Source organism: Allobosea sp. TWI1241, from assembly GCF_039673065.1.
In the GTDB taxonomy this organism is placed as follows: Bacteria; Pseudomonadota; Alphaproteobacteria; order Rhizobiales; family Beijerinckiaceae; genus Allobosea.
On record NZ_JBDJKW010000014.1, the window covers coordinates 75,034 to 100,824 of the forward strand.

A 25,791-nucleotide genomic window follows, 5' to 3' on the forward strand; every position below is an offset into this window, starting at 1 on the left:
GGCGGGATCAGCGCGGCTGCGGCTGCGGCGGCACCCGGTCGAAGCCGATCTCGCGATCGCCGGGATAGGTCAGCCGGTAGGCGACGCGGATCTCCTTCTCGGCACCGGGCGCGAGCTCGAAGGTCCAGGCCGAGACGCCGCGCTGGTCGCCCACCTGCTTCTGGGTCGGCGGCGTGGTCTGCGGCAGGGTCTCGACCGTGATCGCACCCGTCTCCGAGAAGGGGATGCGCTCGCTCACGGTCACGCTCACCGGCCGCGTGTGCAGGCTCTTCACCACGGTGCGGAATTCGCGCTGGTCGCTGCGGTTCGAGCCGAGCCAGCCCGGCTCGCTCTCGCTGCGGCGCACCGGTGAGCGCGTCACCGTGATGCGGTCGTCGGCGCCGAAGCCGAGTTCCACCGCCTCGCCCGGCGCCACCAGGCCGAGCCGCCCGCGCCCGACATAGGTGCCGTCGCGGTGCAGATGCACCTCGCCGGGCAGCAGCGGCGCGTCGGCGTCGTGCGCGAACCGGGCCTGGAGATAGGCGCGCGGGTCCAGCTCAGGCACGGCCTGGGCCGAGAGCGTCGGCGCCTTGGTCGCCTGCGACAGGATCACCGCCTTGGACGAGCCGTCGGCCGGCACGCTGACGCGGCCCGGCACCGTGAAGCTCGCCTGATAGGCACCGGCCTCCAGGCTCGCGGTCTGCACCTCGGCGCGCTGCGGCACGGCGATTGCGGCGCTGTCGGCCATCTCCGCCATCGGCGCGGGGATCGCGCCCGGCGGCCGCGGCGCCTTGCTCAGGCGCTCGCGGGCCTGCGCCACCACCGGCGGCTCGCGGAAGCCGACGCGCAGCGGGTCGAGCCGCGGCGGCGTGGTGCCCTGGCTGGCGCGGGTGGTGGAGAGCGCGATCAGCGCGTCCGGCCAGTCCTCGCCGCTGCGCTGGCGCAGCTCGGCGCGGCGGGTGAAGACGAGGGCCGGGGCGCTGCCCTCGGCACCGGTGCTCAGCCGTGCCTCGTAGACCGGCAGCCAGCTCGCGCCGGCGACGCGGTAGCTCACCGCGACCTCGGCCGCGACCGGCGCCTTGGCCTCGACCGCGATGGCGACGTCGCGGCGCGGGGCGGCGCCGCGCGGCGCGGCCGGGCGGGCGGCCTCCAGCGCCGCGATCTCGCGGTCGATCTCGGCGCCGCGGCGCTCCAGCGTGGTCAGCTCGCCATGGACCTTGACCAGCGCCGTGCCGATCGCGTCGAACACCGCCGGCCAGTCGGCCACCGGCAGCGCCTTGCCGTCGGGGCCGAGCCGCTCCGGCCCGGTGCGGGCGAAGCGCTCGATCGTGGCGCGCTGGCCCTTCACCGCGGCGATGCGGGTGGCGAGCGTGGCCTTCTCCTCCTCCAGCGCGCGGATCTTGGCGTCGAGCGTCGCGTCGACGACCGGTCGGGCGTCGCCCGGGACATTGCGCACGTCGACCGCGCCGATGGCGAAGCGGCCGTCGCCGCTGGCCTCGACGCGGATGGAGCCGGGGTCGACGCTCGCCGGCAGGCCGCGCAGCACGATCTGCGAGGCGCCGGCCATGAGGTCGACCTTGCCGAGGCGCGTGACCACGGCCCCGTCGGGATAGACGGTGACGCGGTCGATCCGGCTGGCCATCTCGATCTCGCTCGCCCCGGCGAGGCCGGGTGCGACGATGAAGGCTGCGGCGAGTCGGCTTCTCATGATCTCATCCCCTGCTCGGTCACATGGGGCGCGATAAGCGCCGCCGAATTCGGCATGGGGAAGGCGGAAATGGGCCGGAAGCTGGCGACGGCCGGCCCGGTTACTGGCGCAGCCGGGCGCTGGCGACGGGTTTCATGCGTACCGCCAGGACGTTACGCAGCTCCGTGGTCCGCCGCACCGGATCGAGCACCTCGGCGTCGATGCCGTGGCGCCAGGCGAGGTCGCGGCGGGCGGGGCTGCGGTCGAGCGTCTCGAGATCGGCGATCCAGGCCTGTTCCGCCTCGGCGTCGTGGCAGAAGCCCTCGCGCACCAGCAGCCCGTCGCCGCGCCGCAGGATCGCGGCGAGCTGGCCGAGCGAGAATTCGGGATGGTACTGCACGCCCCAGAACGTGCCGCCCTGATGCACGATCTCGGCGGCCTGCACCGGCGCCAGCGCATTGCCGGCGAGCACCCGCGCGCCCGGCGGCGGCGCGACAACGGCGTCGAGATGGATGGCGGGCGCGTCGAAGGCGGAAGGGCGGCCGGCGAGCAGCGGGTGGCCGCGCCCTGCCTCGGTACGGGTGATGGCGCGGGCGAAGCCGACCTCGCGGCCCTTCGGGTTCTCGGCGACGGTGCCGCCGGCCGCCACCGCTGCGACCTGCAGGCCCCAGCACGAGCCGAAGCAGGGCGTCCCGCTGGCGTAGATCGCCCGCATCAGCGCGATCTGGCGGGTGACCGCCTCCTCCAGCTGGTAGATGTGCAGCGAGGAGCCGGTGAGGAAGATGCCGTCATAGGAGGCGAGGTCGGCGCCGGCCGGCAGGCTGGCATCGGCATCGGCCGGGCAGCAGATCTCGGCGGTCGACGCCGGCTCGATCCGGCGCAGCTCGGCGGCGTAGGCTTCCGAGGCGGTCAGGCCGTAGCCGCGGGCATGGTCGTCGCGCTGCTCGCGGGTATAGCCGTCGACGACGAGCAGGCGCAGCGGCCGCGCGAGCGGCGTGACGGGCGAGGCGGCGGCGGTCGGCGTCATGCTGGGCCCTCTTGCACGGCCTTGCGCCCGGCGACGGGCGGCCTTGCGCGCCATCTCATAGGAGAACCGGGCCGCGCAAGGCTATTGATGGCGCAACCCTTACAGGAAGCGAGCCTTGCAACCGGTCCAATCCCTGCCGCAGCGCGCCTGGGGCAATGCCTATCTCATGCTGGTGCTGACGACCCTGATGTGGGGCGGCAACGCCGTGGCGAGCCGCCTCGCCGTCGGCGAGATCTCGCCCATGGCGCTGACCTCGATGCGCTGGATCTTCGTCTGCGCCGTGCTGCCCTATGCGATGCGGGCCGAGCTGCGGCGCTACTGGCCGGTGCTGAAGCGGCACCGTCTGCAGATCGTGCTGCTCGGCACCTTCGGCTTCACGGCGTTCAATGCGCTGATGTATGTGGCGGCGCATTCGACCACGGCCGTGAATATCGGCATTCTCCAGGGCTCGATCCCGGTCTTCGTTCTGCTCGGGGCGCTGCTCTTCTTCGGCACGCCCATCGGACTTTTGCAGGCGATCGGAGTCGCGGTGACGATCCTCGGCGTGGTGGTGACGGCGAGCCAGGGCAGCTTCGAGACGCTGATGCACCTCACCTTCGTGCCCGGCGACATCTGGATGATCATCGCCTGCCTGTTCTATGCCGGCTACACGGTCGGCATCCGCAACCGGCCGCCGGTGCCGGGGCTGGTGTTCTTCACCACGCTGGCGATGGTGGCCTGCGTCATCTCGCTGCCGCTGCTCGGCTACGAGGTGGCCACCGGCCATTTCATCTGGCCGAGCTGGAAGGGCTGGCTGATCCTCGCCTATGTGGTGATCGGCCCCTCGATCCTGTCGCAGCTCTTCTTCATGCGGGCGGTCGAGCTGATCGGGCCGGGGCGCTCGGGCGTCTTCGTCAACCTGGTGCCGGTCTTCGCGCCGCTGCTGGCGGTGCTGATCCTCGGCGAGCACGTCGCGCTCTATCACGGGCTGGCGCTGGCGCTGGTGCTGGGCGGCATCTGGATCGCCGAACGCCGCCGCTGAGGCGTTCGGCTTTCGCGTAGCGGCGCTCCGGCAGCTTCGCGCCGTCATGGCCGGGGTGCCGTTCCGGCGCGCACGTCCGCGAGGCAATGACGCCGGATGGACTACAGACTGCATCGAGCCGGCGGCGCGCCGTCGGCACCGTGGTCATGGCCCCGCCTTTTCGCTCATGCGGAGCCCGGAATGACGCGGAGGGCGTCGCCCCTCAGCGCAGGCTCGCCACCGCCAGGCGGGCGACGGCGGCATGGGCGGCCTCGCGGGCTTCGGGGCTGGCCGTCGAGCCGGCGAGGTAGACCGCGACCGCGAAGCGCCGGCCGTTCGGCAGCACGACGATGCCGATGTCGTTGGTGGCGTGGTTGAGGCCGGCGGCGCTCGGGCCGAGCCCGGTCTTGTGGATCAGCCGGGCGCCGGCGGGCAGGCCGGCCTTGAGGCGCTTCGGGCCAGACTTGGTCTCGGTGGCGATGCGCTCGACCAGCGCGGCATGGGCCGGCTCGCGCAGCCAGGTGCCCTTGGCCATCGCCTCGAGGAAGGCGACGGACGCCTCCGGCGTGGCGGCGTCGCGGCGGTCGTTCAGCGAGGCCGCCAGACGCTGGCGCCGCTCGGCCTCGGGCACCGCCAGCACGCGGGCGCGGAAGGCCTTGCGGTCGATCGCCTCCTGCGGGCCGTAGCCCGGCAGGCCGAGGATCTCCGGCTGGAAGACGCGCTCGTAGCGGTCGATCGAGATGCCCTCGATGCCGCCGTCGCGCAGCATCCGCGTTACCGCCTGCGGCCCGCCGGCGAGGCGCATCAGCAGGTCGGCGGCGGTGTTGTCGCTGTCGCCGGTGGCGCGGCGGACCAGATCGCGCAGCGGGAAGTCCTGGCGCTCGCCGCGGAAGCCGTCGGCGATCGGGCTGTGATAGAGCGAGAGATCGGCGCGGGTCACGGTGACCGGCTGGTCGAGCTTGAGCTTGCCGGCCTCGACCGCCTGCAGGACCGTGAAGGCCAGCGGCAGCTTGAAGACGCTCTGCATCGGGAAGGGCTCGCCGCCGCGATGCGACCAGCGCGTGCGGTCCGCGAGATCGATCAGCGCCACGCCGAGCCGGCCCTGCGACGCCTTCTCGATAGCCCCGATGCCGGCGTCGAGCTTCGCCTTGTCCCAATCGGCCCGGGCGGGCAGGGCGGCCGGCAAGGCGGTGAGCATGGCGGCAGCGGCGAGAGCGGCGAGACGGGCCATCGGGGCATCTTTCTCCGGAAGAGGGCGGCGACAAAGGAGCCCGCGATTGCGGCATGGGCTGGGCGCACGCGGTGGTGAGCGATTGCGGAGATATGCAACCTATGGTAGCATTTTCGCCTTAGGGTTTCGTTAACCGTGTCTCCGGCTCCGCCGCGCGGCCCCGCCCGCCCGTCTGCGCCGGCCACCGCTTCGGGGGGAGTGAGACGATGTCCGACGGCAACTCGCCACATGTCGATATCGCAGGTTCCGTCTGGGCCGGCATCGCCAAGGACGGACGACTCAAGCTGATCGGCGGCGCCATGCTGCTCGTTCAGGCCGCGACCGCAGCCCTCAGCTTCGCCAAGGGCAGTCCCGAGATCGCGATCTTCGGCGCGGTCGCCGTGCTGGCCTTCATGCTCCTGCTGACGGTCTTCATCGCGATCAGCTCCGGGGCGCCCGAATATCGCCGGCTCGGCGGTTTCATGCTCTGGTCGGTGGTGCTCGCCTTCGTCTCGTCTATCGCGCTGCTGCTGGCCTCCTATTTCGGCTGCTGGCCGGCCGGGCTCGGTGGCCATTGCAAGCAGAGCGTGCGCTTCGTCCGCGGCACCATCACGGACGTGCCCAACCGCGACAAGATGGATTTCAACGTCGCCTATGACGGCGTCGTGTTCGGCGGCTACGACACCAACCGCTCCGAGTTCAACTTCGTGGTCTTCGAAATCCCGCCACATCAGAGCGAACTCGGCTTCTGGGCGGCGACCAAGCGCGTGAAGGCCAGGGGGCCTGCGGGCACCAGGTCGGCGGAACCGGCCAATCCCGCGGTGTCCCAGGCACCAGCCTCTCCTCAAAGTGCCGCCGCCGAAAAGGACGAGGTCGAAGACCTGAGCATCCGCGTGCCCGTCGCTTGCATCGCCTCGTTCTTTGCGAGCGGGAAGCCGATCTCCTGGTCTTACCGGAACGAAAGCACCGAAGCCGATCGGGGGCCGGGCCTGTCACAGCCTGCCCTCTATGACGGCGAACGCCTCGTCGGCACCATTCTCAACAGGAGCCGCGTCCAGTGCCAGGGCGGCGCCGCGGCAGATCGCGCCCGCTTCGGTTGGCTGCAGCGGTTCCTGCCCGTCTCGCAGGCCTTCGCCCAGTCACCGACAGCGCCACCGGCGGAGCCGCCCGCCGAAGTGCGCGAGGCCATCCCCAATCTCGGCAATGACGATCTCGCCGTGCGTCGCTCGGCGCGGGAAGCGCTGGCCGGTGCCTCCGTCGAAGCCGTGCCGCCGCTGCTCGAGGCGATGCGGACCCGGCCCGACGACTACCGGCTCCAGCTTGGCGGCAGCATCGCGCTGACCGAGATGCTCCGTCGCAACAAGGCCGATGCGGCGCGGATCGCGCCGCTCCTCGGCAAGCCCGAGGATCGCGCCCTGCTGCTGAACGCGGCCGGGGCGCCTGACCGGACGCTGCGGATCTATGCCAGCGAATTCCTCTACGATCTCGGCGACCCGACGGTGGCGCGCGAGGCGGTGGCGCTGGCGGCCCGGACCGGCGATGAGAACGGGCGCTACAACCTGCTGCTGGTCGCGCAGGGCGGCTGGCACAAGCTCAGCGCGGCGCAGAAGCAGGATGCCGCGGGCGACCTCGCCGCGGCGCGGCAGAACGCCGGCCCGATGACGCAGAAACTCTTCGAGAAACTGAACTAGCGCGTCGCGGCGCGGCCTTAGGGCCCGCCGCACGCCGGCGATCGCGCTTCCGTACCCCGCCCACATGACGGAGCGGACGACAGCCCGCCTGCGCGCGGCTGCGTCCGCACGGGAACGCGCATGCCTGCCGCGGGCATTGCGGCTGAAGCAGGGGAATGTCGATGTTCACCGTGAAGAAGCACAGGCTGGCCGCAGCGGGCGGCACTGTTCCGCTCGTCAAGTCGGCCAACACCGGCGGGACGCTCGCCCCGCAATTCCTGGTGGTCCACTACACGGCGAGCGGGCCGGGCGCCGACATCGCCGGCTATTTCGCCAAACCGGCAGCGAAGGTCTCGGCCCATCTCGTCATCGGCCGCGACGGCAGCGTGACCCAGTGCGTTCCCTTCGACATGGTGGGCTGGCATGCCGGCAAGAGCCGCTGGATCGACCGCAAGGGCAAGCTGCACGAGGGGCTGAACCGCAACGCGATCGGCATCGAGATCGAGAACTGGGGCAAGCTGAAGCGTGTCGGCAATGGCTGGGTCTCGTGGACCGGCGCCAGCGTCGATCCGGCGCGGGTGATCGAGGCGCGGCATCGGCTGGGGGGCCCGATGGCCGGCTGGGAGGTCTTCACCGAGGCGCAGATCGAGGCGACGCTGCAGGCGGCCCTGGCGATCTGCGAGGCCTATGGCATCGAGGAGATCCTCGGCCATGACGATATTTCCTATCCCCACAAGACCGATCCGGGCCCGGCCTGGGACATGGCGTCCTTCCGGGCGCGGGTGCAGGGGCGGGCGGAGGACGGGGCAGGGACGCTGGTGGTGCGCTCGCTGACCGGGCTCAACCTGCGCGCCGGCGCCGGCATCGAGCACGCCCTGCTGCGGCCGGAGCCGCTTCCCGACGGAACGAAGGTCATGCTGCACGAGCGCGACGGGCAATGGTGCCTGGTCACCGTGCTCGACAAGGCCGGCAAGCCCGCGGTGACGGGCTGGGTGCACGGCGGGTTCCTTTACGAGGTCTGACGGCCATCGCCGCCCGTGCCGCAGACTGCGGCGCGGGCGGCGATACAGACGTGTCAGAAGCGCAGGCGGCGGGCGCGCTTGACCATCGGGATCTCGTGGATCCGGGCCAGCAGCTCGTCGGAGATCGCCTCGTCGACCGAGACGTAGCAGATCGCGTCGCCGCCCGGCGCGTTGCGGCCGAGCGAGAAGGTCGCGACGTTGACGCCGGCCTGGCCGAGCAGCGAGCCGAACTGGCCGATGAAGCCCGGCTTGTCGGCGTTGCGCACATAGAGCATGTGCGGCGCGAACTCGGCATCGACCGCGATCGAGCGGATCTCGACGATGCGCGGCTTGCCGTCCTGGAAGACGGTGCCGGCGGCGTCGCGCGGCATGTCCTCGGCCTCGACCACGATCTTGATGCGGCTTTCGAGATTGGCCGCGGCCTCGCGGGTCAGCTCCTCGACGACGATGCCCTTCTCGCGGGCGATCAGCGCCGCGTTGACCATGTTGATCTCGGAGAGGAAGGGCCGCAGCACGCCGGTGATCGCGGCGGCCGAGATCGCCTTGAGGTTGAGCGCGGCGACGGCGCCCTCGTACTCGATGCGGATGCCCTTGATCGGCGCCTCGGTGAGCTGGCCGAGGAAGGAGCCGAGCTTCTCGGCGAGGTCGACGAAGGGCTTGATGCGCGGGGCTTCCTCGGCCGAGATCGAGGGGAAGTTGACCGCGTTGGTGATGGCGCCCTTGAGCAGGTAGTCGCTCATCTGCTCGGCGACCTGCAGGGCGACGTTCTCCTGCGCCTCGTTGGTGCTCGCGCCGAGATGCGGGGTGCAGACCACGTTCTCCAGGCCGAAGAGCGGGTTCGTCTCGGCGGGCTCGACCGAGAACACGTCGAAGGCGGCGCCGGCGACATGGCCGGACTTGATCATCTCCGCCAGCGCCTGCTCGTCGACCAGCCCGCCGCGGGCGCAGTTGACGATGCGCACGCCCTTCTTGGTCTTGGCGAGGTTCTCGGCCGAGAGCACGTTCTTCGTCTTCTCGGTCATCGGCACGTGCAGGGTGATGAAGTCGGCGCGGCGCAGCAATTCGTCGAGCTCGACCTTCTCGACGCCGAGCGCCACGGCGCGTTCCGGCGAGAGATAGGGGTCGAAGGCGACGACGCGCATCTTCAGGCCGATGGCGCGCTCGGCGACGATCGAGCCGATATTGCCGCAGCCGATCAGGCCGAGCGTCTTGGCGGTGATCTCGACGCCCATGAAGCGGTTCTTCTCCCACTTCCCGGCCTGGGTCGAGAGATCGGCCGCCGGGATCTGGCGGGCGAGCGCGAACATCATGGCGATGGCGTGCTCGGCGGTGGTGATCGAGTTGCCGAAGGGCGTGTTCATCACGATGACGCCGCGGGCGGTGGCGGCGGGGATGTCGACATTGTCGACGCCGATGCCGGCGCGGCCGATCACCTTGAGGTTCGTCGCCTGCTCGAGCAGCTTGGCGGTGGCCTTGGTGGCGGAGCGGATGGCGAGGCCGTCATACTGGCCGATGAGCTGGCTGAGCTTCTCCTTGTCCTTGCCGAGGGCGGGATCGAAGGTCACGTCGATGCCGCGATCCTTGAAGATCTGCACGGCGGCGGGGGAGAGGGCGTCGGAAATCAGGACCTTGGGGGCGGGCATGGGAAGCTCCGGCTTGCGCCGCGCTGCACGAGGAGCGTTTCGGCGCCGGGAAGGGGGAGGAACCGCTACCGTCATTCCGGGGCAGCGCGCAGCGCTGAGCCCGGAACCCATGAACACGATGGTTCGAAATATGGGCTCGACAGTCTCGCTTTCGATGGAAATGTCGTGGTCATGGGTTCCGGGCTCGCGGGCTTTCGCCCGCGCCCCGGAATGACAGGGTGAAGCGCTTACGCCGCCTTCTTGCCGAGGCCGGCCTTGGCCTCGTGGAAGGCGTAGGCGATCCACGGCATCAGCGCCTTGAGGTCGCGGCTCTGCACGGTGGCGCCGCACCAGATGCGCAGGCCGGGAGGCGCGTCGCGGTAATGGCCGAGATCGTAGCCGGCGCCGGCCTTCTCGATGATCGCGACGACCTGCTTGGCGAAGGCCGCCTGCTGCTCGCCCGACAGGGCAGTGACCGCCGGGTCGGTGAACTTCAGGCAGACCGAGGTGTTCGAGCGCGTCTTCGGCTTCACCGCCAGGAAGTCGATCCAGTCGTTCTCGCGGACGAACTTGGCGACGACGCGGGCATTGCCGTCGGCGCGCTTCACCAGCCCGTCGAGCCCGCCGACCTTCTGCGCCCAGAGCAGCGCGTCGATATAGTCCTCGACGCAGAGCATGGAGGGGGTGTTGATCGTCTCGCCGACGAAGATGCCCTCGGAGAGCTTGCCGCCCGAGGTCATGCGGAAGACCTTCGGCATCGGCCAGGCCGGCTTGTAGGTGACAAGCCGCTCGGCCGCGCGCGGCGAGAGGATGATCATGCCATGGCCGCCCTCGCCGCCGAGCACCTTCTGCCAGGAGAAGGTGGTGACGTCGAGCTTGGCCCAGTCGAGGCGCTGGGCGAAGGCGGCGGAGGTGGCGTCGCAGATCGTCAGCCCCTCGCGGTCGTCGGCGATCCAGCCGGCGTCGGGGACGCGCACGCCCGAGGTGGTGCCGTTCCAGGTGAAGACGACGTCGCGGGTCCTGGTGTCGACCTTCTTCAGGTTCGGCAGCTCGCCATAGGCGCCCTCGAAGACGCGCACATCGTCGAGCTTGAGCTGCTTGACCACGTCGGTGATCCAGCCGGAGCCGAAGCTCTCCCAGGCCAGCATGTCGACGCCGCGGGCGCCGAGCAGCGACCACATCGCCATTTCCATGGCGCCGGTGTCGGAGGCGGGCACGATGCCGATGCGGTAGTCGGCCGGGACCTGCAGGACCTCGCGGGTCAGCTCGATCGCCAGCTTCAGCTTGTCCTTGCCGATCTTGGCGCGGTGGGAGCGGCCGAGCGGGGCGTCGGCGAGGGCCTTGAGGGACCAGCCGGGGCGCTTGGCGCAGGGGCCGGACGAGAAATTCGGCACGCGCGGGCGCGTGCTCGGTGCGGTGTTCGCCATCGATGTCTCCATCCTTGCAGATGGGCGCGCCGCGTTGGGGCGGCGTGTCCCGTCGACGGGGTTAGGATGGTGGGATGGGGGGAGTCAATTCTCTAATAATCAGAAATTGACAAATAGGAAAAAAATCCTACAGTCATTAATGGATCATAAAGGCGAATCAGGCGTTAGCTGTTGTCAATGGCACTCGCTTCGCTTATTCGACCCGTTAATGGGGGATGCAAATGTTCACCGGAGCACCCAATCGAGCGACGTACGCGCCCACGAGCAAGCAAGTACGAGGGCGGCTGCATGCGCTGGTTATTTGCCATAGCACTTCGGCGAATAACCATACGCGCAGCAAGCCTGCCGAAACGTCGATTTCCGGTCGCCCGGTGACATCTAGGCAAACAGGTCCAAAGGAGCATCCTGTCGAGTTGGCGCCTTCAGTTATGCCTCTGGAGCCCGCGCAGGAGCCGGCAGGTGATCCCATGCTTGCGTCAAAGTCTCAGATCTAATAAGCGGTTCTCCTTGCTGCCCCGTTCCTACGACGACAAAGCGCAGTGTTCGCCGGAAAGAGCTAGACAGCCTTCCGCTTTCTACAATAGCTAGTTTGTCATCTGATCGCGCGAACGCGCCTACTGGAACTATAGGGACGGCTATTGCAGCAGTTGGATCGAAAGGTTCTGGATCGGGAACCTGACGATATATCTCTCCCATCGGATCAAAAATCTCTGTATTTTTTAGCTCTTCTTCGAAGTCTTTATATAAATCCCACATCAAAGTTTCTAGCTCTGGCGGTGCGTCAACGACTTTTAGGCCCAGTTCATCTCTGGCTTCTCTGCGATTGATTGGGTGTCCATGAAAATATAGTTTTGAAGCAAGGGTATCGATGGTGTCGTCTATCTTGTGCTTGTGCGTCTCTTCATTCATATGCGTTAATAGTATCTTTCGAGCTATCATTCTGCTTTGAGCAATAAATCTTTCAACATTTCCAAGTGCTAGAGGGTGTACCTTTTGCGCTAATATTTCTACAGCTTTTATGAGCTCGTCTTCATGGCGAATGCCGACTGTGTCTCTGATAAAGCTAATATATGCCTTAACGTCTTCAACGCTAATGCCGATTCGTTGCATGGTATTTTGGTCAATTGGATTGTACTCGTTGCTTACAGTTGGATCGATGGGTCCCATTTCGGCGAATGGATGCATGACAATTTCATCTGCGCCGAGGGCAAGCATTGTTGCGGCGCTGTAAGCGCGGTAGGGAACCAGAACGCCTATTTTTTTCGCGAATTCCCTAAACAGAGAAATTAGACGCCAAGGCACGACGCCATTTCCGCCATTGCTGCAGATAAATATATCTAAGCTATCTACGGGACGCTCAGGTAGGAGAGAGAGGTGTTCAAAAAAAGCCCTTACGGCATCGTCCCCCATGTTGCCACCGGCGTTCGGCCGAATGCTCGTTAGATAGCAAATTACGTGAGACCCGCGCAGGGCTTCAATTTTTTTGATTATCTCAATGCGTTCGCTGTGGCCCATCGCACCCGCTCGCTTTTTGGTTCATCACGCTGATTCGTAAGACGATACTGCACAGGCGTCCAAGAGGCTATTGGCGCTTTATGACTTATTGTTATAGCGATGCTTTTAATTACTTTATGTTTGAATGTAATATAAATTATATAGTGTGCAGTATATAGATAGAATCAATCGTAGTTGAGGATCAATATATTATATTAATAATCAGAATTTTAGATTTATCTATATTATATTTCTATAATTGCGCGATCCATGCTCTGGACACGGTAGCTGTGCCGATGCCGTTCAGCGTTGGGCGCTACCTGTCGGCAAGGATGCCTCGGGGCCGACCCCCTTCATTGATGGGAGAGGGGCAGGGGTGAGGGACCGCCGCCGGTCATCCGAACGCAACGGCGCCGCTGCGACCTTCTGCGGTGAGCGCACACCCTCATTCGGCGCTCCGCGCCACCTTCTCCCCTCCGGGAGAAGGAAAGGCCGAGGTTCGGGTGCTTTCTGGATGGCATAGGCGCGCGCGGTTCCGGCACCTCTCCCGTCATGGTTGCCCTTGTGGCGACCATCCACGTCTTGTGACGCTGCTGGCGGGTGTTTCGCGGGGAAGGCTGTCGGCTATCCCGGCCGGGTGAAGGCGTGGATGGTCGGGACAGGCCCGACCACGACGGAAGCGCGCGGGGAACCCTTCTCCCATGTGGGAGAAGGGCAGGGATGAGGGCCTGCCCTATCCGGATGATGCCGCAGCGGCGCCGCCTCGCCCTGATAATCGGCGGCGGTCCCTCACCCCTGCCCCTCTCCCATCCGGGAGAGGGGTTCCACGTCGAGGTTCTGGTGCTCGACGGGAGTACCCCACAACCTTATCCCCGCCCGCCGAACCGCCCGTATCCTGCCCCTCATCCCATCCCCGAGGGGCGGCCATCCGGAGGCATGTCGTTTGGCGGGGTGGGTGCGGCGCCTGCGGGCGGGGGTTGCGCCCCGCTCCCGGGCGGCTTCGGGAACCGCCCTGGGGGTAATACGGCCCCTGCGCGAGGAGCTCGCTAGTGGGACGGCCCGGCCCGCATCGCGCGGCCCGGCGCCGCCGTCAGGCCCTCACCGGCCGCGGCGACGACGGGCGGCGAGGCGCCAGCCGGCCGATCGGACGCGCGGCCCGAGGTTCGCATAATCGCCGCAGGCGGAGCGCCCCGGGGCGTGCGGAGGGTGGCTCAACCCCTCCGCGCCGCTTCCCGGCTCAGTGGAAGCGGACCAACAACCAGCGCCGCGCGGCGCTCCGCTGCCCCTCTCCACGCTGATCCGACCCGCGGGCGTCTCGCCCGCCGGGGCCGCGGAGGCGTGCCCTGATGACGCGCTGCGTTTGCCCGCGACGACGGTATGCGCAAGGGCGCGGCTCGTCAGGGCCCGCCGCAGGCACGTCGCCGCCGCCCGCAAGCGTGACGGCGCGGCCGGGGTGGGTGACCGCCGAAGCCCATGGCGTGCGCCCCACCCGCCGCCGGCATGGCACCGTCGCCCGCGCGCTGCGGCCAACCTCGTCGCCAGGCGGGCAGGCGCCCGCCGGCCGCGGGGGGCATCCATCCCGCCCCGCCGCTCTCTCCTGCCATGCGGGCGACACGCGGCGTGCGCAGAGTGCCGGCCGGATCGCGGGCGACGCCGCCTCGCGCATGCAGGAGGACAGCCGATGGCCGACGAGATCGTGCTCTACACCAACCCGATGTCGCGCGGGCGCATCGCCCGCTGGATGCTGGAGGAGGTCGGTGCGCCCTATCGCAGCGAAATCGTCTCCTTCGGCGCCGAGGCGAAGCCGCCGGCCTTCCTCGCGCTCAACCCGATGGGCAAGGTGCCGGTGATCGTGCATCGCGGGCGCGTCGTCAGCGAGACCGCGGCGATCTGCGCCTATCTCGCCGACGCCTTTCCCGAGGCCGGGCTGGCCCCGCCGCCGGCCGCCCGCGACGCCTATTACCGCTGGCTGTTCTTCGCCGCCGGCCCGCTCGAGGCGGCGGTGGCGGTCCGGGCGCTCGGCGTCGCGGTGCCGCCGGAGCGGATCAAGATGGTCGGCTGGGGCCGCTTCGCCGATGTGATGGACACGCTGGAGCAGGCGGTTTCGCAGGGGCCGTTCATCGCGGGCGACCGCTTCAGCGCCGCCGATCTCTATGTCGGCGCCCATATCATGTGGGGGCTGCAGTTCGGCTCGATCGAGGCGCGGCCGGCCTTCGCCGACTATGCGCGCCGGCTCGCCGAGCGCCCGGCGGCAAAGCGGGCCGCCGCGCTCGACGACGCTCTGATCGCCCAGGCGAAGCAGGGGGCGGAGGCGAAGCCGGGCGCCTGAGCCGCCGCCGCCGCCAATGCGAAAACGCCCGCGGCGCTGGCCGCGGGCGTGGTCTCTGCGGGGCGAGCAGCGGCCGCGAAAGGCCGCCTGCCCGGCTTGTTGCTTCGGCCGCCTACTTGGCGGCGACCGGCTCGCGCAGCTCCGGCGCGGCGGCGGCCTTGGCCGGGGCGGGCGCCGCGAAGCTGAGCGCGCGGTCGCCCTGCTCGTCGCGGATGCGGGTCGGCAGGCCCATGCGGTCGAGCAGGCCGAGGAAGGGCTTGGGCGGCAGCTCCTCGACATTGACCATGCCGCGCACGTCCCATTCGCCGCTGGCGATCAGCAGCGCCGCGGCGACCGGCGGCACGCCGGCGGTGTAGGAGATGCCCTGGCTGCCGACCTCGGCATAGGCCTCCTCATGGTCGGCGACGTTGTAGATGAAGACCTCGCGGGCGCGGCCGTCCTTGCTGCCCTTCACCAGGTCGCCGATGCAGGTCTTGCCGGTATAGGTCGGCGCCAGCGAGGACGGGTCGGGCAGCACGGCCTTGACCACCTTGAGCGGCACGATCTCCTGGCCCTCGGCGGTGCGGATCGGCTGCTCGGAGAGCAGGCCGAGATTCTTCAGCACGGTGAACACCGTGATGTAGCGCTCGCCGAAGCCCATCCAGAAGCGGATGTCCGGCACGTCGAGATTGCGCGAGAGCGAATGGATCTCGTCATGGCCGGTCATGTAGGTCGGGCGGGTGCCGACCACGGGCAGGTCCCAGTCCTTGCGGACCTCGAACATCTGGTTCTGGGTCCACTGGCGGTTCTGCCAGGACCAGACCACGCCGGTGAACTCGCGGAAATTGATCTCGGGATCGAAATTCGTCGCGAAATAGCGGCCATGGTCGCCGGCATTGACGTCGATGATGTCGATCGAGTCGATCTTGTCGAAATAGGCGTCCTTGGCCAGGCGCGCATAGGCGTTGACCACGCCGGGATCGAAGCCCGCGCCGAGGATCGCGGTGATCCCGGCCTTGGCGCATTCCTCGCGGCGGCGCCATTCGTAGTTGCCGTACCAGGGCGGCGTCTCGCAGATCTTCAGCGGCTCCTCGTGGATCGCCGTGTCGATATAGGCGGCGCCGGTCTCGATGCAGGCGGTCAGCACCGACATGTTGAGGAAGGCGGAGCCGACATTGATGACGATCCCGGCCTTGGTCCTGGCGATCAGCGCCTTGGTGGCGGCGATGTCGAGCGCGTCGAGCTGGTGGGCGGCGATCTCGCCGCGGGTCTTGAGCGCGCCCTTGGCCTTCACCGAGGCGACGATCTCCTCGCATTTCGACAGGGTGCGCGAGGCGATGTGGATGTCGCCGAGCACGTCGTTGTTCTGGGCGCATTTATGGGCCACCACCAGGCCTACGCCGCCGCCGCCGATGATCAGGACATTCTTCTTCTTCATCTCGGGCCGAAGCCTCCTCTTGTCTGCTGTGTCTGTCGTGTCGCGTGGATTGAAGGCCGGCGCTGCCGCTCAGGAGAGGCTCGCCTTGTAGTCGTCGAAGCCGAAGCTGCGGACGGTGCGCAGGCTGCCATCCGGCTCGCGCAGCACGATCGCGGGCATCTGCACGCCGTTGAACCAGTTCTTCTTGACCATGGTGTAGCCGGCGGCGTCCTGGATCGAGATCCGGTCGCCGGGCGCCAGCGGCCCGGAGAAGGCGAACTCGCCGAACACGTCGCCGGCGAGGCAGGACTTGCCGCACAGCATGTAGCGGTGCGGGCCGGCATCTGGGCTGACCTTGGCGCTCTGCCGGTAGATCAGCAGGTCGAGCATGTGCGCCTCGATCGAGGAATCGACGATGGCGAGGTGCTTGCCGTTGAACAGCGTGTCGAGCACCGTGACCTCGAGTGTGGTGGTGCGGGTGATCGCCGCCTCGCCGGGCTCGAGATAGACCTGCACGCCGAAGCGCTCGGAAAACGCCTTGAGCCGGGCGCAGAAGGCCTCGAGCGGATAGCCCTCGCCGGTGAAATGGATGCCGCCGCCGAGGCTGACCCAGTCGACCTTCTCCAGCAGGGCGCCGAACTTGTCCTCGATCTGGCCGAGCATCTGGTCGAACAGGGCGAAATCGCCGTTCTCGCAGTTGTTGTGGATCATGAACCCGTCGATCCGGTCGATCACCGCCGCGACCTTGCCGGCGTCCCATTCGCCGAGCCGGCTGAACGGGCGGGCCGGATCGGCGAGGTCGAAGCTCGACGAGCTGATGCCGGGGTTCAGCCTCAGCCCGCGCGCGATCCCTTGCGCCCGCTCGCCGAAACGCTCGAACTGCTGCAGCGAGTTGAAGATGATCTTGTCGGCATGGGAGACCACCTCGTCGATCTCGTGATCGGCATAGGCGACGCTGTAGGCATGCGTCTCGCCGCCGAAGGTCTCGCGGCCGAGGCGCACCTCGAACAGCGAGGAGGAGGTGGTGCCGTCCATGTACTCCCGCATCAGGTCGAAGACCGACCAGGTCGCGAAGCATTTCAACGCGAGCAGCAGCCTGGCGCCGGAGGCCTCGCGCACCTGGCGGATGATCTGCAGATTGCGCAGCAGCGCCTGCTTGTCGATGAGGTAATAGGGGGTCTGGAGCGGCAAGATGCTGTCGGGCCTCGTCGGTTCGGATCGACGCTCCCGCGCGGTGCCGCGGCGCGCTGCGCCGCGTCGTGCGGGAACTGGAAACGCGCTGGGCGCGGCCTGTGCGGGCCGCTGGCGGGTCTGCGATGGGCTTGCTTGCGATGGGCGGTGGAGGCGGCGGGCGCGCGCGGCCGGGCAGGTCCGGCGCCGCGAAGCCCACGCGGCTCAGGCGGCCGTGAGCGGCGCGATCAGCGCTTTCGCGCTGTTGCCTCTGTCCCTGCCGGCGCCGAAGCGGCCGGACGACCGGCGCGGATGCCTGTCCGGATGCCGGGCCTGGAACCCGGTCGGATGTCCGGCCTCGACCGCACGGGCGGCGCGTGACGATCCGGCGCCGGCCGGGATGGCCTGCGCGGTATGAGCGTCTTCCGTTTGGGTGGCATCCAGTCGGACTGGGCCCATCCCCAATTGGAAGAGGGCGTCGTGAGACATCGCGTCCTCCCCAACCAGCAGATGAAACCTGCAATAAGGCGTGCAAGCTATAGCATCGTTCGCGCGCCGTTCAACCGCACGGCCCGGATTTTCGTAGGCAAGCCTGTCCCCGGCCGCCCGCAAACCGTCCGCGCCGCCGCCGACGACACCGGAACATCTCGGCTAGACGCTGCCGCACGCGACGGCGCGCCGGGCCCGAACCGGCGCGGCTCTGCGGTTGGCGGCCGAGGCTGGACCGCGATCTCTGAAGCGCTATTCTCGGAGGCGCGGGCGGGTTGAACAGCGATTCGCTGCCGCTGGACCGCGATCTCTGAAGCGCTATTCTCGGCGAAGCTCGTAGCCGCATTGCGTGAGAGCTGCCGCTGGACCGCGATCTCTGAAGCGCTATTCTTGCAGACGACAGATGGTATCTCACGCATGAGCTGCCGCTGGACCGCGATCTCTGAAGCGCTATTCTGTGGGCTCCGTTGGAGTAGCGGCTGAGGTGGCTGCCGCTGGACCGCGATCTCTGAAGCGCTATTCTAGATCAGGATGGTGATCCGAGGTCTGCCCCGCTGCCGCTGGACCGCGATCTCTGAAGCGCTATTCTGAACAGGGCTGAGCAGCCCACCGAGGATCAGCTGCCGCTGGACCGCGATCTCTGAAGCGCTATTCTGGGCGCCAGCGGCGCCTTGCGGTGGTGTTGGCTGCCGCTGGACCGCGATCTCTGAAGCGCTATTCTTGATGTCGAGCGCGTGGGCACCCTCGATAAGCTGCCGCTGGACCGCGATCTCTGAAGCGCTATTCTGCGCAACGTCGTCAGGACGACCCGACAATGGCTGCCGCTGGACCGCGATCTCTGAAGCGCTATTCTGAAATACTGAGCATCGCGACCATGTCGATAGCTGCCGCTGGACCGCGATCTCTGAAGCGCTATTCTCCGCTCGCGAAAGGCCGCGTCGCGCACGGGGCTGCCGCTGGACCGCGATCTCTGAAGCGCTATTCTCGCTCGTCCCCTATCGCCTTGATATGATTGGCGATAGGGGCGGCGGCGGAGCGGCGGAAACCGGCGCTGCCTTTAGAAAAGCGCGAGCTGGTCCGGATTTTTGCGGCGCCGTTTGCGGCGCTGGCCCGAGAATCGGATGATGGTCTCATATTGCCGATCCGTGAAGGTGAGGATGTGGATGTCGCCGCGCTCGGGAAGATGCGTCTCGATGCGGCGCAGATAGGCCTCGAACTGCTCCTTGCCGTTGCAGAACCGCGCATAGACCGAAAACTGGCTCTTCTCGAAGCCTTCGTCCAGCAGGTATTCGCGGAACCTGGTCGCGGCGCGGCTCTCGGCCTTGCTGGTCACCGGCAGGTCGAACATCACGAAGATCCACATGAGCCGATATCCGCTGAGCTGGGGCAGCGTCATGAGGCGTCGCCGCGGCTCGGCGGCGCCTCCCGCTCGTCCTCGTCCTCGCATTCGTCGTCATCATCCGCGGCCTCGTCGCGCGCCGCCGCCTGCGCATGGGCGAGGCCGGCCGGACCGGAGGCAGCCTCCGCGACGCCGACCAGCGCCTCCGGCAGCGCCATTCCGGCGAGCTCGATCGCGCTCGGCGGCTGCGGCGTGACGAAGACGGACGCCTCGCCGGACTCGAAGGCGCGGGCGAGCGACTGGGCCAGTCGCTGCGCCGCGACGGAGACGGTCGTCAGCCCGCCGTCGGGGCCGGGCAGGTCGGCGGCGATCAGCGCGGCGAAGGCGCGCTTGGTGGCGGGCGTCACCGTGTCCTGCCCGCGGGCCGCCAGGCGAAGCGCCAGCAGGTCGACCAGCGGCCGGAAGGGCTCGACCAGATCGTCGGCCAGCGCGAAGGCGTTGCCGCGATGGGCGTGATGGATGCCGATCGTCGGATGCAGCCCGGCGGCGACCACGGCCCGTGCCAGCAAGGAGCGCATCACCGTGTAGCCGTAGTTGAGCAGGCCGTTGATGTCGGGCGCGTCGCGGTCGCGGCGGAAGCCGGCGCCCATCAGCAGCGGCCAGTAGCGCCGCGCCGCCTGCGCCTCGATATTGTCCGGGTCGCCGGAGCGGACCTTGCGCAGCAGCATGTCCAGCGCGGCGCGCTCGCGCCCGGTCGCCTCCAGCGCGGCGGCCTGCCAGCGGATCTTGGCGACGACCACCCGGCTCCACAGCTGCTTGGCGAGCGGCCGGCCGGCCTCCCATTGCGCCCGCATGCGGGCGTTCTGGCCGTGATGGCCGTCGAGCGGCAGCACCACGCCGACGGGCGCGTGGTTCGCCCCGCACAGCACCAGCGGCGCGCCGCGTTCCGCCAGCGCCACGGCGAGGCTGGTGGTCCACGTCACGCCATGGGCGTGGACGATCACCGCCGCGACATCGTCGAGCGCGACGCGCCCGACCTCGCTGCGCGCCTCGCTGACGATCAGGAAGCCGCGATGGGCGGAGAGATGGCGGCCGTCGGTGGCGATGTCGACGACCCGGTCCATCCCCGTCAGGCCCCGCTGCCTTTGGGCCCGCGGGCGGGATATCCCGGATCGAAGACGCGCCCGAGCTCGTCGATGCGGACCTGCCGGGCCTCCAGTTTCTTCAGGCCGCCCGTCGTCGGTGCGAAATACTTGAACGGATCCTCCTCGTTCGGCGCCGCGTCGCGCCGCTTGAGATCGCCGGCCTCCTGCGGCTCGGCCAGCGTGACCTGGCCGTTCTGTCCGAACTTGACCACACGCATCAGCTGCCGCTCGCCCTTGCGCATGATGGCGACGACATCGTCCTGATGCAGCGAGAGAACCTTGCGGGCCGTGGGGTGTTCGGCACGGATCGCGGATGAGCGGCCCGGCTGGTGCGCCTCGAACATCGAGAGGACTTCGGCGACCCAGCGGCCGTCCTTCAGCTCCCAGACGTCGAAACGATAATTGGAATCGCCCTTGTAGCCCTTGTAGGCCCGGCCCTCCCGGTCGCGGATCGGGATAACCGACAGCGTCTCGGCCACCCGGATGCGGCGCAGGCCCGGATAGCTGCGCGGGCCGCGCACGGGATCGCCGAACAGGCGCATCGCCTGCTCGAAGGCGGCGCCCTCCTTGCCGGCCGTCCAGTCCCGCAGCTTCTCGCGCAGGTCGGGGTCGCGGATCGCGTCGAGGTCTGACGGCTTGCGGAAGGCGGAGAGCGGCTTGCGGGTCACCACCTTGCCGGTCGGCGCGCCGGTGTCGTCGGTGTCGAAGCCATAGGCGGTCTCGTTGTGCAGGCGCCCGGCGGTGGCGTCCCGGCCCGGCTTAAGCCCGGCCTTGCCCGCCGTGCCGTGATCGGGCCGGTGGCTGACGGTGATCTCCCGCACCACCCGGCCGACCTCGGCCGAAAACCCGTCCCAGGGATCGGGAATATGCGCCGCGACGCGGTCGGCCGCGTCGAGTCCCTCGCGCCCGGCCTCGCGGGCGATGCGGTTGAGCAGGCCGCGATCGGTCACGCCGATGACGATGGCGTCGATGGCGTGGTGGCGATGGTCGCGCCGGTTCTTGGGCTGGCTGGCGCCGCCCGCCAGATTGTGATCGGGCAGGTGGTGGTTCAGCCCCCAGGCCCGCCGCAGCATTTCGGTCAGCCGGCCGGGCGAGACCCAGACGGGGCTCGAGCCCTCGCCGGAGCCGGGATAGAGCGCCGAGAGGTATTCGCGGGCCAGCCGCGACAGGTATTGCGTGTCGGTGAGCTGGCGCGCCAGGAAGCCGCCCTGCGCGTCGAAGCGGTTCATCGCGTCCGGCTCGAAGCGCCAGCGCTTCTCGCGCGGCAGGGCGGCGGCGCGCGCCGCGATCGCCTCCCAGTCGGCATCCGGGCCGAAGCGGGCGCGCAGGTCGGCGCGCGCCTCGAACGGCGTGCGCCGGCGCTTGATCCGGTTGGCCTCGCGCAGGCTGAGGATGCGGTTGCCGTTGGAATCGTCGAGCGTCTGGCTGAAGGGCAGGATGTGGTCGACCTCGACCGCACCCGAGAACAGCATCTCGACCGAGATCTTCTGGCCGGAATAGACGCAGCGCCGGTCGAGCACATTGTCGCGGTTGAGCTCCTCCCAGAGCTTCAGCAGCGCCCGGTTGCCGCCCTTGTCGGCCTGGCCGATCTCGGCGAGCTTGCGTGAGCGCATCTCGGCCGCCTCGCGGTTCTGGCGGTTGCGGGTGTTGACCTCCTTCTTGCGCTCCTCGTCGAGCTTGAGCTCGCGGGCGAGTTCGATCGCGATCTCGGCCGGCGGGCCGTAGCGCCGGATCAGCGCGTTGAGCACGCGCCGCAGCTGGTTGAGGCCGATATGCACGGTCGGGTTGGTCAGCCGGCCGATGCGCAGCGCCTCGTCGGTCTCGCGCGGGTCGGCGGTGCCGGGCATGATGTGCCGTTCCAGCACCGCGCCGTAATAGGGCAGGGCCGGACGGCCCTTCTCGTCGGTCCAGACCGCGCCGGTGCGGAAGTCGGAATGATGGCCAAGCCCGGCGCGCGCCACCGCCTCGCTATAGACGACGACTTCCGCCGTGAGCGCCGCGATCAGCCGGCCCGTCGCGGTCTCGCCGAAGCGGCCATAGCCCTCGGGCAGCGGCGCCCCGCTCACCGCGCGCGCCTGCTCGGCCGACAGCCCGTGCCGCTCGCGCAGCCAGGCCTCGAAGGCTGTGACCTGCGCATCGCTTTCCAGCGCGCGCAGCCTTGCGACGACCTCCCATTGCGTCTCGGGCGCCAGGGCCAGCCAGCGCGGGCCGAAGCGGCTCTTATGGGCGAGCGCGGCCGCGACCTCGTCGCCCTTCATCTCCTTGCGGTTGTCGCTCTCCTTGTTGAAGCGGGCCTCGGGCGACAGCTTCAGCGCCTTGCGCAGGCTCTGATAGGTCACGCTCTTCCGGTCGCGGAGCCTGGCCAGCAGCGCGTCGCGCTGCGTCATGTCGAGCGGCACCGGATCGCGCCCGGCCTGGACGATGCGCAGCGCGTTGACCTCCTCCAGCAGGCGCCGGCGCTGGAACAGCGGATGCGTCTTGGCCAGGCGCGCCTCGCCCGGCACCAGCGTGCAGAAGCCGATGACCGGCTCCTTCAGCGGGCGCTGGTGGAAGATGATCTCGTGGAACTGCGCCCGGCGCTCATCCGTCAGCAGCTGCGGATGGTGCTGGGCCTGCTCGTCCCAGATCGCCGCGAACTCCGCCTCCAGCGTCGCCCGGTCGGGATAGAAATCGTAGACCTCGCTCGCCTTGCCGACCTCCGCCTCCGGCGCGACGAGGCGGGTGCGCACATGCGGGATCGCATTGGGGCTGGTCGCCGCGCGCCGGCGCATGTGCAGGTATTCGCCGAGCGTGCGGGCGCCGGCCGCGTCCATCTTCTCGCGCAGGCGCGCCACGCCGATGCGGATCTTGCCGGTGTCGTCGTCCTGGCCGCGATCGGTCTTGCGGTTGGACTTGAAGCCGCGGCGCTGGTTGAGGTGGAACAGGGCCCGGCCGAGATGGAGCGGCGGCAGGGCCTCCTCGAGCGCCCGCGCCCGGAGATCGTAGGGGTCGAGCCCGGCCAGCGCGGTGCGCCCCGCCTCGTCCGCCGGGAACAGCCCGGCCGCGGTGAGGTATTTGAGCAGCGCCGCCTGCCGCTGCTTGAAGCGGTCCCGCCGGCGCCGCATCGCCCGCGCATCGCGCCGCCCGCCGGCGAGGGAGGCGCCGGATTTCGGCTCGCGGCCATCGGAGAAGATGCGCGAGCCCGCGGCGATGACGGCATCCGGACTGCCCTCGGCGTCGAGCCGCAGCACCGCCCAGCCGAGCGAATTCGTTCCGAGATCGGCTCCCAGCCGCCAGCGCATCGCAACCCCCCGGTTCCGGCCGCCGCCCTGCGGCTTGCAACCGCAGATTGTCGCGACGGGCCGGCCAGTCTGGAATGGCGGATCGCCTTGCGTCAATCGCCCTGACGCCGCCCCGTAAGGGCACGCTGTGGGCCGCTTGACGCAAGGATAAGGTCCGCTAATCTCGTGGCTTCAGAGATCGCGGGCTGGCTGCTAGCAAGTGGTTATCCGCACCAGATAAGGGCAGCGCTCCGGCGCTGCCTTTTTCGTTGGGCGGCCCGGTCGGGATGCGGCAAGTGCCGGGCGCCCAGAGTCCGGCCCTCGCCGGCCGGGCAAGGCGGGGCGCTTTGCCCCGTCCCCTCGTCGTCGAAGACCGTCGCTCGGACCACTCAGAGCGCCGCGCCGAGTGCCTTCAGCGCGCTGCGGAGGTCGATCGGCTCGACGAAATGCACCGCCTGCATGCCGACCGAACGCGCCGCCTCGACATTGCGGGCGCTGTCGTCGACGAAGATGCAGCCATCCGCTTCGAGCCCGTAGCGGTCGAGCAGGGTGCGGTAGATCGCCGGGTCGGGCTTGAGCAGGGCCTCATGCGCCGAGACCACCGCGCCGTCGAAACGCTGCAGGAACGGGAAGCGGATCAGGCATTCGGCCCATTTCTCGCGCGAGAAATTGGTGATGGCGTAGACCGCCTCGCCCCGGTCCTTGAGCTCTTCCAGCACCGCGACGCTGCCGGCGATGCTCTCGGGCACCGTCTCGTGCCAGCGCTCGTCGAAGGCGCGGATCTCGCGCTCCCACTCCGGATGCTCCGCGACCAGCGTCGTCACCGCCTCCGGCCAGGGCCGGCCGCGATCCTGCTCGATATTCCAGGCGGCGGTGCAGACATTGCGCAGGAACCAGTCGCGCCGCGTCTCGTCGGGGATCAGCCGGCGGTAGAGATGGAACGGGTCCCAGCGCAGCAGCACGTTGCCGACGTCGAACACGACCTTGCGATGACGGGCCATTGCGCGCTCCCCTGCCGCTCGTCCTCACGCGTTTGTGCACGCAGGCGGGTGCCGCAGGCAAGCCGCGCGGCGTATCGCAGGACGGCCCGCCCGATGGCGGGCGAACGCAGCGGGGAGAGGCATGGCGGTGCTGACGGCGCGACACTGGCCCTGGAACGACCGGCAGGGCCGCTTCTCGGCGCTGCGCGCGCTCGCCTTCGGGCTCGTCCTGCTGCCCGGGCTCTGGCTCGCCTGGCAGGGCTGGACGCAGCAGCTCGGCGCCAAGCCCTGGACGCAGGCCGTGCACGACAGCGGCAGCTGGAGCCTGCGGATCCTGCTCGCCACGCTGGCGGTGACGCCGCTGCGCCGGATCTTCGGCTGGAACAGGCTGATCGGCATCCGCCGCATGCTCGGCCTCTCGGTGCTGGCCTATGCGCTGCTGCACCTCGTGCTTTACTGCATCGACCTCGCCTTCGACTGGGGGCTGATCCTCTCCGAGCTGGTGAAGCGCTTCTATCTCGTCGTCGGGCTGGTGGCGCTCGCCGGGCTGGTGGCGCTGGGCGCGACCTCGACCGACGCGATGATCCGCCGGCTCGGCGCGGCGCGCTGGCAGCGCCTGCACAAGCTCATCTACGCCATCGCCCTGCTCGGCCTGTTCCACGCCGCGCTGCAATCCAAGATCGACGTGACGCAGCCGGTGCTGCTCGCCGGCTTCTTCGCCCTGCTGATGGCCTATCGGGCCCTGCTGGCGCGCCGGCCCGATCCGGGTGCCGCGGCGCTCGCCGCCACGGCGCTCGCCATCGGGCTGGCGACCGCGCTGCTCGAGGCCGCCTGGTATGCGCTTGCGACCGGCGCGCCGGCGCTCGCTGTGCTGCAGGCCAATGCCGACCCGCTGGTCTATGGCGACTGGAGCGCGCTGCGCCCGGCGCCGATCGTGGCGCTGGTCGGGCTCGGCGTGGCGCTCGGCAAAAGGCTCAGCAGGGCGCTCGGCCAGCCGGTCAGCCCATCGCGTCCAGCGCGGCGCTGAGCGCCTCGGGCGTCGGCTCCAGGCTGCGCAGCGCGGCGGTGTAGACCGCCAGCGCCCGGATGCGCCGGCCGGGATAGATCTCCGTCAGCAGCAGCCGGTAGACCGCGAGCTGGGTCAGCGTCGTCTGCGGCAGCGCCTCGGCCGAGGCCGGCGGGCGCGCCGCCGTCTTGAAATCGGCGACCAGCACCTCGTCCGGCGTCACCGCCAGCCGGTCGAGCCGGCCATGCACCGGGCGGCGGCGGCCGTCGGGCAGGGTGATCTCACCGGAGAGCGGCACCTCGGCGAGGCTGCCGGGCCCGAACAGCACCGCCATCTCAGGCCGTCCGAGCAGGGCCAGCGTATCGGCGACGATGGCGTCCCGGCGCGTCTGGGGCAGGCCGGCGCCGCGCGCCTGCGCCAGGGCGGCTGCGGTGGCGGCGCGGCGCTCCGCCGGCACCTCGGGCAGGATCTGGAGCAGGAGATGCGCCAGCCGGCCGGCCGCCAGCGCGGCGGCGGCGAAGGGGCCGTCGGCCGGGCGC

General features: G+C 69.1%; 18 protein-coding genes and 1 CRISPR repeat array. Of the genes, 5 read left to right on the top strand and 13 right to left on the bottom strand.

What is annotated here, in order from left to right; all coding sequences use genetic code 11:
- Positions 1-7: 7 nt before the first annotated feature.
- On the bottom strand, positions 8-1,687 hold the full coding sequence (locus ABE438_RS16765) for a mucoidy inhibitor MuiA family protein (RefSeq protein WP_346503801.1): 1,680 nt from the start codon (positions 1,685-1,687) through the stop codon (positions 8-10).
- A 100-nt stretch (positions 1,688-1,787) separates the two neighbouring features.
- Positions 1,788-2,693, bottom strand: coding sequence for a type 1 glutamine amidotransferase (locus ABE438_RS16770; protein ID WP_346503802.1), 906 nt, complete (start codon positions 2,691-2,693; stop codon positions 1,788-1,790).
- Positions 2,694-2,808: 115 nt separating this feature from the next.
- Between ABE438_RS16770 and ABE438_RS16775 the strand changes: the two genes are divergently transcribed.
- On the top strand, positions 2,809-3,714 hold the full coding sequence (locus tag ABE438_RS16775) for a DMT family transporter (RefSeq protein WP_346503803.1): 906 nt from the start codon (positions 2,809-2,811) through the stop codon (positions 3,712-3,714).
- Between the two features lie 202 nt (positions 3,715-3,916).
- Here ABE438_RS16775 and bla read toward each other — a convergent pair whose 3' ends face one another.
- Positions 3,917-4,924, bottom strand: coding sequence for a class A beta-lactamase (bla, locus tag ABE438_RS16780; RefSeq protein ID WP_346503804.1), 1,008 nt, complete (start codon positions 4,922-4,924; stop codon positions 3,917-3,919).
- Between the two features lie 206 nt (positions 4,925-5,130).
- Here bla and ABE438_RS16785 point away from each other — a divergent pair, with 206 nt between their 5' ends.
- Positions 5,131-6,594, top strand: coding sequence for a HEAT repeat domain-containing protein (locus tag ABE438_RS16785; RefSeq protein ID WP_346503805.1), 1,464 nt, complete (start codon positions 5,131-5,133; stop codon positions 6,592-6,594).
- A 155-nt stretch (positions 6,595-6,749) separates the two neighbouring features.
- Positions 6,750-7,595, top strand: coding sequence for an N-acetylmuramoyl-L-alanine amidase (locus tag ABE438_RS16790; protein WP_346503806.1), 846 nt, complete (start codon positions 6,750-6,752; stop codon positions 7,593-7,595).
- A 53-nt stretch (positions 7,596-7,648) separates the two neighbouring features.
- Here the strand turns inward: ABE438_RS16790 and serA are convergent, their stop codons facing one another.
- The 3 genes from serA to ABE438_RS16805 form a co-directional block, all read right to left on the bottom strand.
- Entirely contained in the window at positions 7,649-9,238 is a 1,590-nt protein-coding gene (serA, locus tag ABE438_RS16795) for a phosphoglycerate dehydrogenase (protein WP_346503807.1), read from the bottom strand.
- A 227-nt stretch (positions 9,239-9,465) separates the two neighbouring features.
- Entirely contained in the window at positions 9,466-10,644 is a 1,179-nt protein-coding gene (locus ABE438_RS16800; RefSeq protein ID WP_346503808.1) for a phosphoserine transaminase, read from the bottom strand.
- 426 nt (positions 10,645-11,070) lie between these two features.
- Complete coding sequence (locus tag ABE438_RS16805) at positions 11,071-12,159, bottom strand: SDH family Clp fold serine proteinase (protein ID WP_346503809.1); 1,089 nt, start codon at positions 12,157-12,159, stop codon at positions 11,071-11,073.
- A gap of 1,660 nt (positions 12,160-13,819) precedes the next feature.
- Between ABE438_RS16805 and ABE438_RS16810 the strand changes: the two genes are divergently transcribed.
- A complete protein-coding gene (locus ABE438_RS16810) occupies positions 13,820-14,467 on the top strand; it encodes a glutathione S-transferase family protein (RefSeq protein WP_346503810.1) in 648 nt (215 codons plus the stop codon).
- A gap of 112 nt (positions 14,468-14,579) precedes the next feature.
- Here the strand turns inward: ABE438_RS16810 and ABE438_RS16815 are convergent, their stop codons facing one another.
- From ABE438_RS16815 to ABE438_RS16840, 6 genes are all read right to left on the bottom strand, one after another.
- A complete protein-coding gene (locus ABE438_RS16815) occupies positions 14,580-15,884 on the bottom strand; it encodes a saccharopine dehydrogenase family protein (RefSeq protein WP_346503811.1) in 1,305 nt (434 codons plus the stop codon).
- A gap of 69 nt (positions 15,885-15,953) precedes the next feature.
- Positions 15,954-17,054, bottom strand: coding sequence for a carboxynorspermidine decarboxylase (gene nspC, locus ABE438_RS16820; RefSeq protein WP_346503812.1), 1,101 nt, complete (start codon positions 17,052-17,054; stop codon positions 15,954-15,956).
- A 691-nt stretch (positions 17,055-17,745) separates the two neighbouring features.
- Positions 17,746-18,507: a CRISPR direct-repeat array (repeat unit 36 nt; unit sequence GCTGCCGCTGGACCGCGATCTCTGAAGCGCTATTCT).
- Between the two features lie 72 nt (positions 18,508-18,579).
- Positions 18,580-18,885, bottom strand: coding sequence for a CRISPR-associated endonuclease Cas2 (gene cas2 / locus ABE438_RS16825; RefSeq protein WP_346503813.1), 306 nt, complete (start codon positions 18,883-18,885; stop codon positions 18,580-18,582).
- Positions 18,886-18,914: 29 nt separating this feature from the next.
- Complete coding sequence (cas1, locus tag ABE438_RS16830; RefSeq protein ID WP_346503814.1) at positions 18,915-19,985, bottom strand: type II CRISPR-associated endonuclease Cas1; 1,071 nt, start codon at positions 19,983-19,985, stop codon at positions 18,915-18,917.
- A 5-nt stretch (positions 19,986-19,990) separates the two neighbouring features.
- Positions 19,991-23,287, bottom strand: a complete 3,297-nt coding sequence (gene cas9 / locus ABE438_RS16835; protein ID WP_346503815.1) for a type II CRISPR RNA-guided endonuclease Cas9 — start codon at positions 23,285-23,287, stop codon at positions 19,991-19,993.
- Between the two features lie 368 nt (positions 23,288-23,655).
- Positions 23,656-24,267 (bottom strand): HAD family hydrolase, encoded by a 612-nt coding sequence (locus ABE438_RS16840; RefSeq protein WP_346503816.1) that lies wholly within the window; start codon positions 24,265-24,267, stop codon positions 23,656-23,658.
- Between the two features lie 121 nt (positions 24,268-24,388).
- Between ABE438_RS16840 and ABE438_RS16845 the strand changes: the two genes are divergently transcribed.
- The gene (locus ABE438_RS16845) at positions 24,389-25,273 is read left to right on the top strand and encodes a protein-methionine-sulfoxide reductase heme-binding subunit MsrQ (protein ID WP_346503817.1); all 885 of its coding nucleotides are present in this window, start codon (positions 24,389-24,391) and stop codon (positions 25,271-25,273) included.
- Here ABE438_RS16845 and ABE438_RS16850 read toward each other — a convergent pair.
- Positions 25,245-25,791 (bottom strand): PD-(D/E)XK nuclease family protein (locus tag ABE438_RS16850; RefSeq protein ID WP_346503818.1); only part of this gene is annotated, 547 nt, incomplete at its 5' end. The two genes, ABE438_RS16845 and ABE438_RS16850, sit on opposite strands and share 29 nt — an antisense overlap.

Excerpts from the sequence above, each read along its gene's own strand:
- ABE438_RS16765 (WP_346503801.1), bottom strand. The coding sequence starts at position 1,687 with ATGAGAAGCCGACTCGCCGCAGCCTTCATCGTCGCACCCGGCCTCGCC.
- ABE438_RS16770 (WP_346503802.1), bottom strand. The coding sequence starts at position 2,693 with ATGACGCCGACCGCCGCCGCCTCGCCCGTCACGCCGCTCGCGCGGCCG.
- bla (WP_346503804.1), bottom strand. The coding sequence starts at position 4,924 with ATGGCCCGTCTCGCCGCTCTCGCCGCTGCCGCCATGCTCACCGCCTTG.
- ABE438_RS16785 (WP_346503805.1), top strand. The coding sequence starts at position 5,131 with ATGTCCGACGGCAACTCGCCACATGTCGATATCGCAGGTTCCGTCTGG.
- ABE438_RS16790 (WP_346503806.1), top strand. The coding sequence starts at position 6,750 with ATGTCGATGTTCACCGTGAAGAAGCACAGGCTGGCCGCAGCGGGCGGC.
- serA (WP_346503807.1), bottom strand. The coding sequence starts at position 9,238 with ATGCCCGCCCCCAAGGTCCTGATTTCCGACGCCCTCTCCCCCGCCGCC.
- ABE438_RS16800 (WP_346503808.1), bottom strand. The coding sequence starts at position 10,644 with ATGGCGAACACCGCACCGAGCACGCGCCCGCGCGTGCCGAATTTCTCG.
- ABE438_RS16805 (WP_346503809.1), bottom strand. The coding sequence starts at position 12,159 with ATGGGCCACAGCGAACGCATTGAGATAATCAAAAAAATTGAAGCCCTG.
- ABE438_RS16810 (WP_346503810.1), top strand. The coding sequence starts at position 13,820 with ATGGCCGACGAGATCGTGCTCTACACCAACCCGATGTCGCGCGGGCGC.
- ABE438_RS16815 (WP_346503811.1), bottom strand. The coding sequence starts at position 15,884 with ATGAAGAAGAAGAATGTCCTGATCATCGGCGGCGGCGGCGTAGGCCTG.
- cas2 (WP_346503813.1), bottom strand. The coding sequence starts at position 18,885 with ATGTGGATCTTCGTGATGTTCGACCTGCCGGTGACCAGCAAGGCCGAG.
- cas1 (WP_346503814.1), bottom strand. The coding sequence starts at position 19,985 with ATGGACCGGGTCGTCGACATCGCCACCGACGGCCGCCATCTCTCCGCC.
- cas9 (WP_346503815.1), bottom strand. The coding sequence starts at position 23,287 with ATGCGCTGGCGGCTGGGAGCCGATCTCGGAACGAATTCGCTCGGCTGG.
- ABE438_RS16840 (WP_346503816.1), bottom strand. The coding sequence starts at position 24,267 with ATGGCCCGTCATCGCAAGGTCGTGTTCGACGTCGGCAACGTGCTGCTG.
- ABE438_RS16845 (WP_346503817.1), top strand. The coding sequence starts at position 24,389 with ATGGCGGTGCTGACGGCGCGACACTGGCCCTGGAACGACCGGCAGGGC.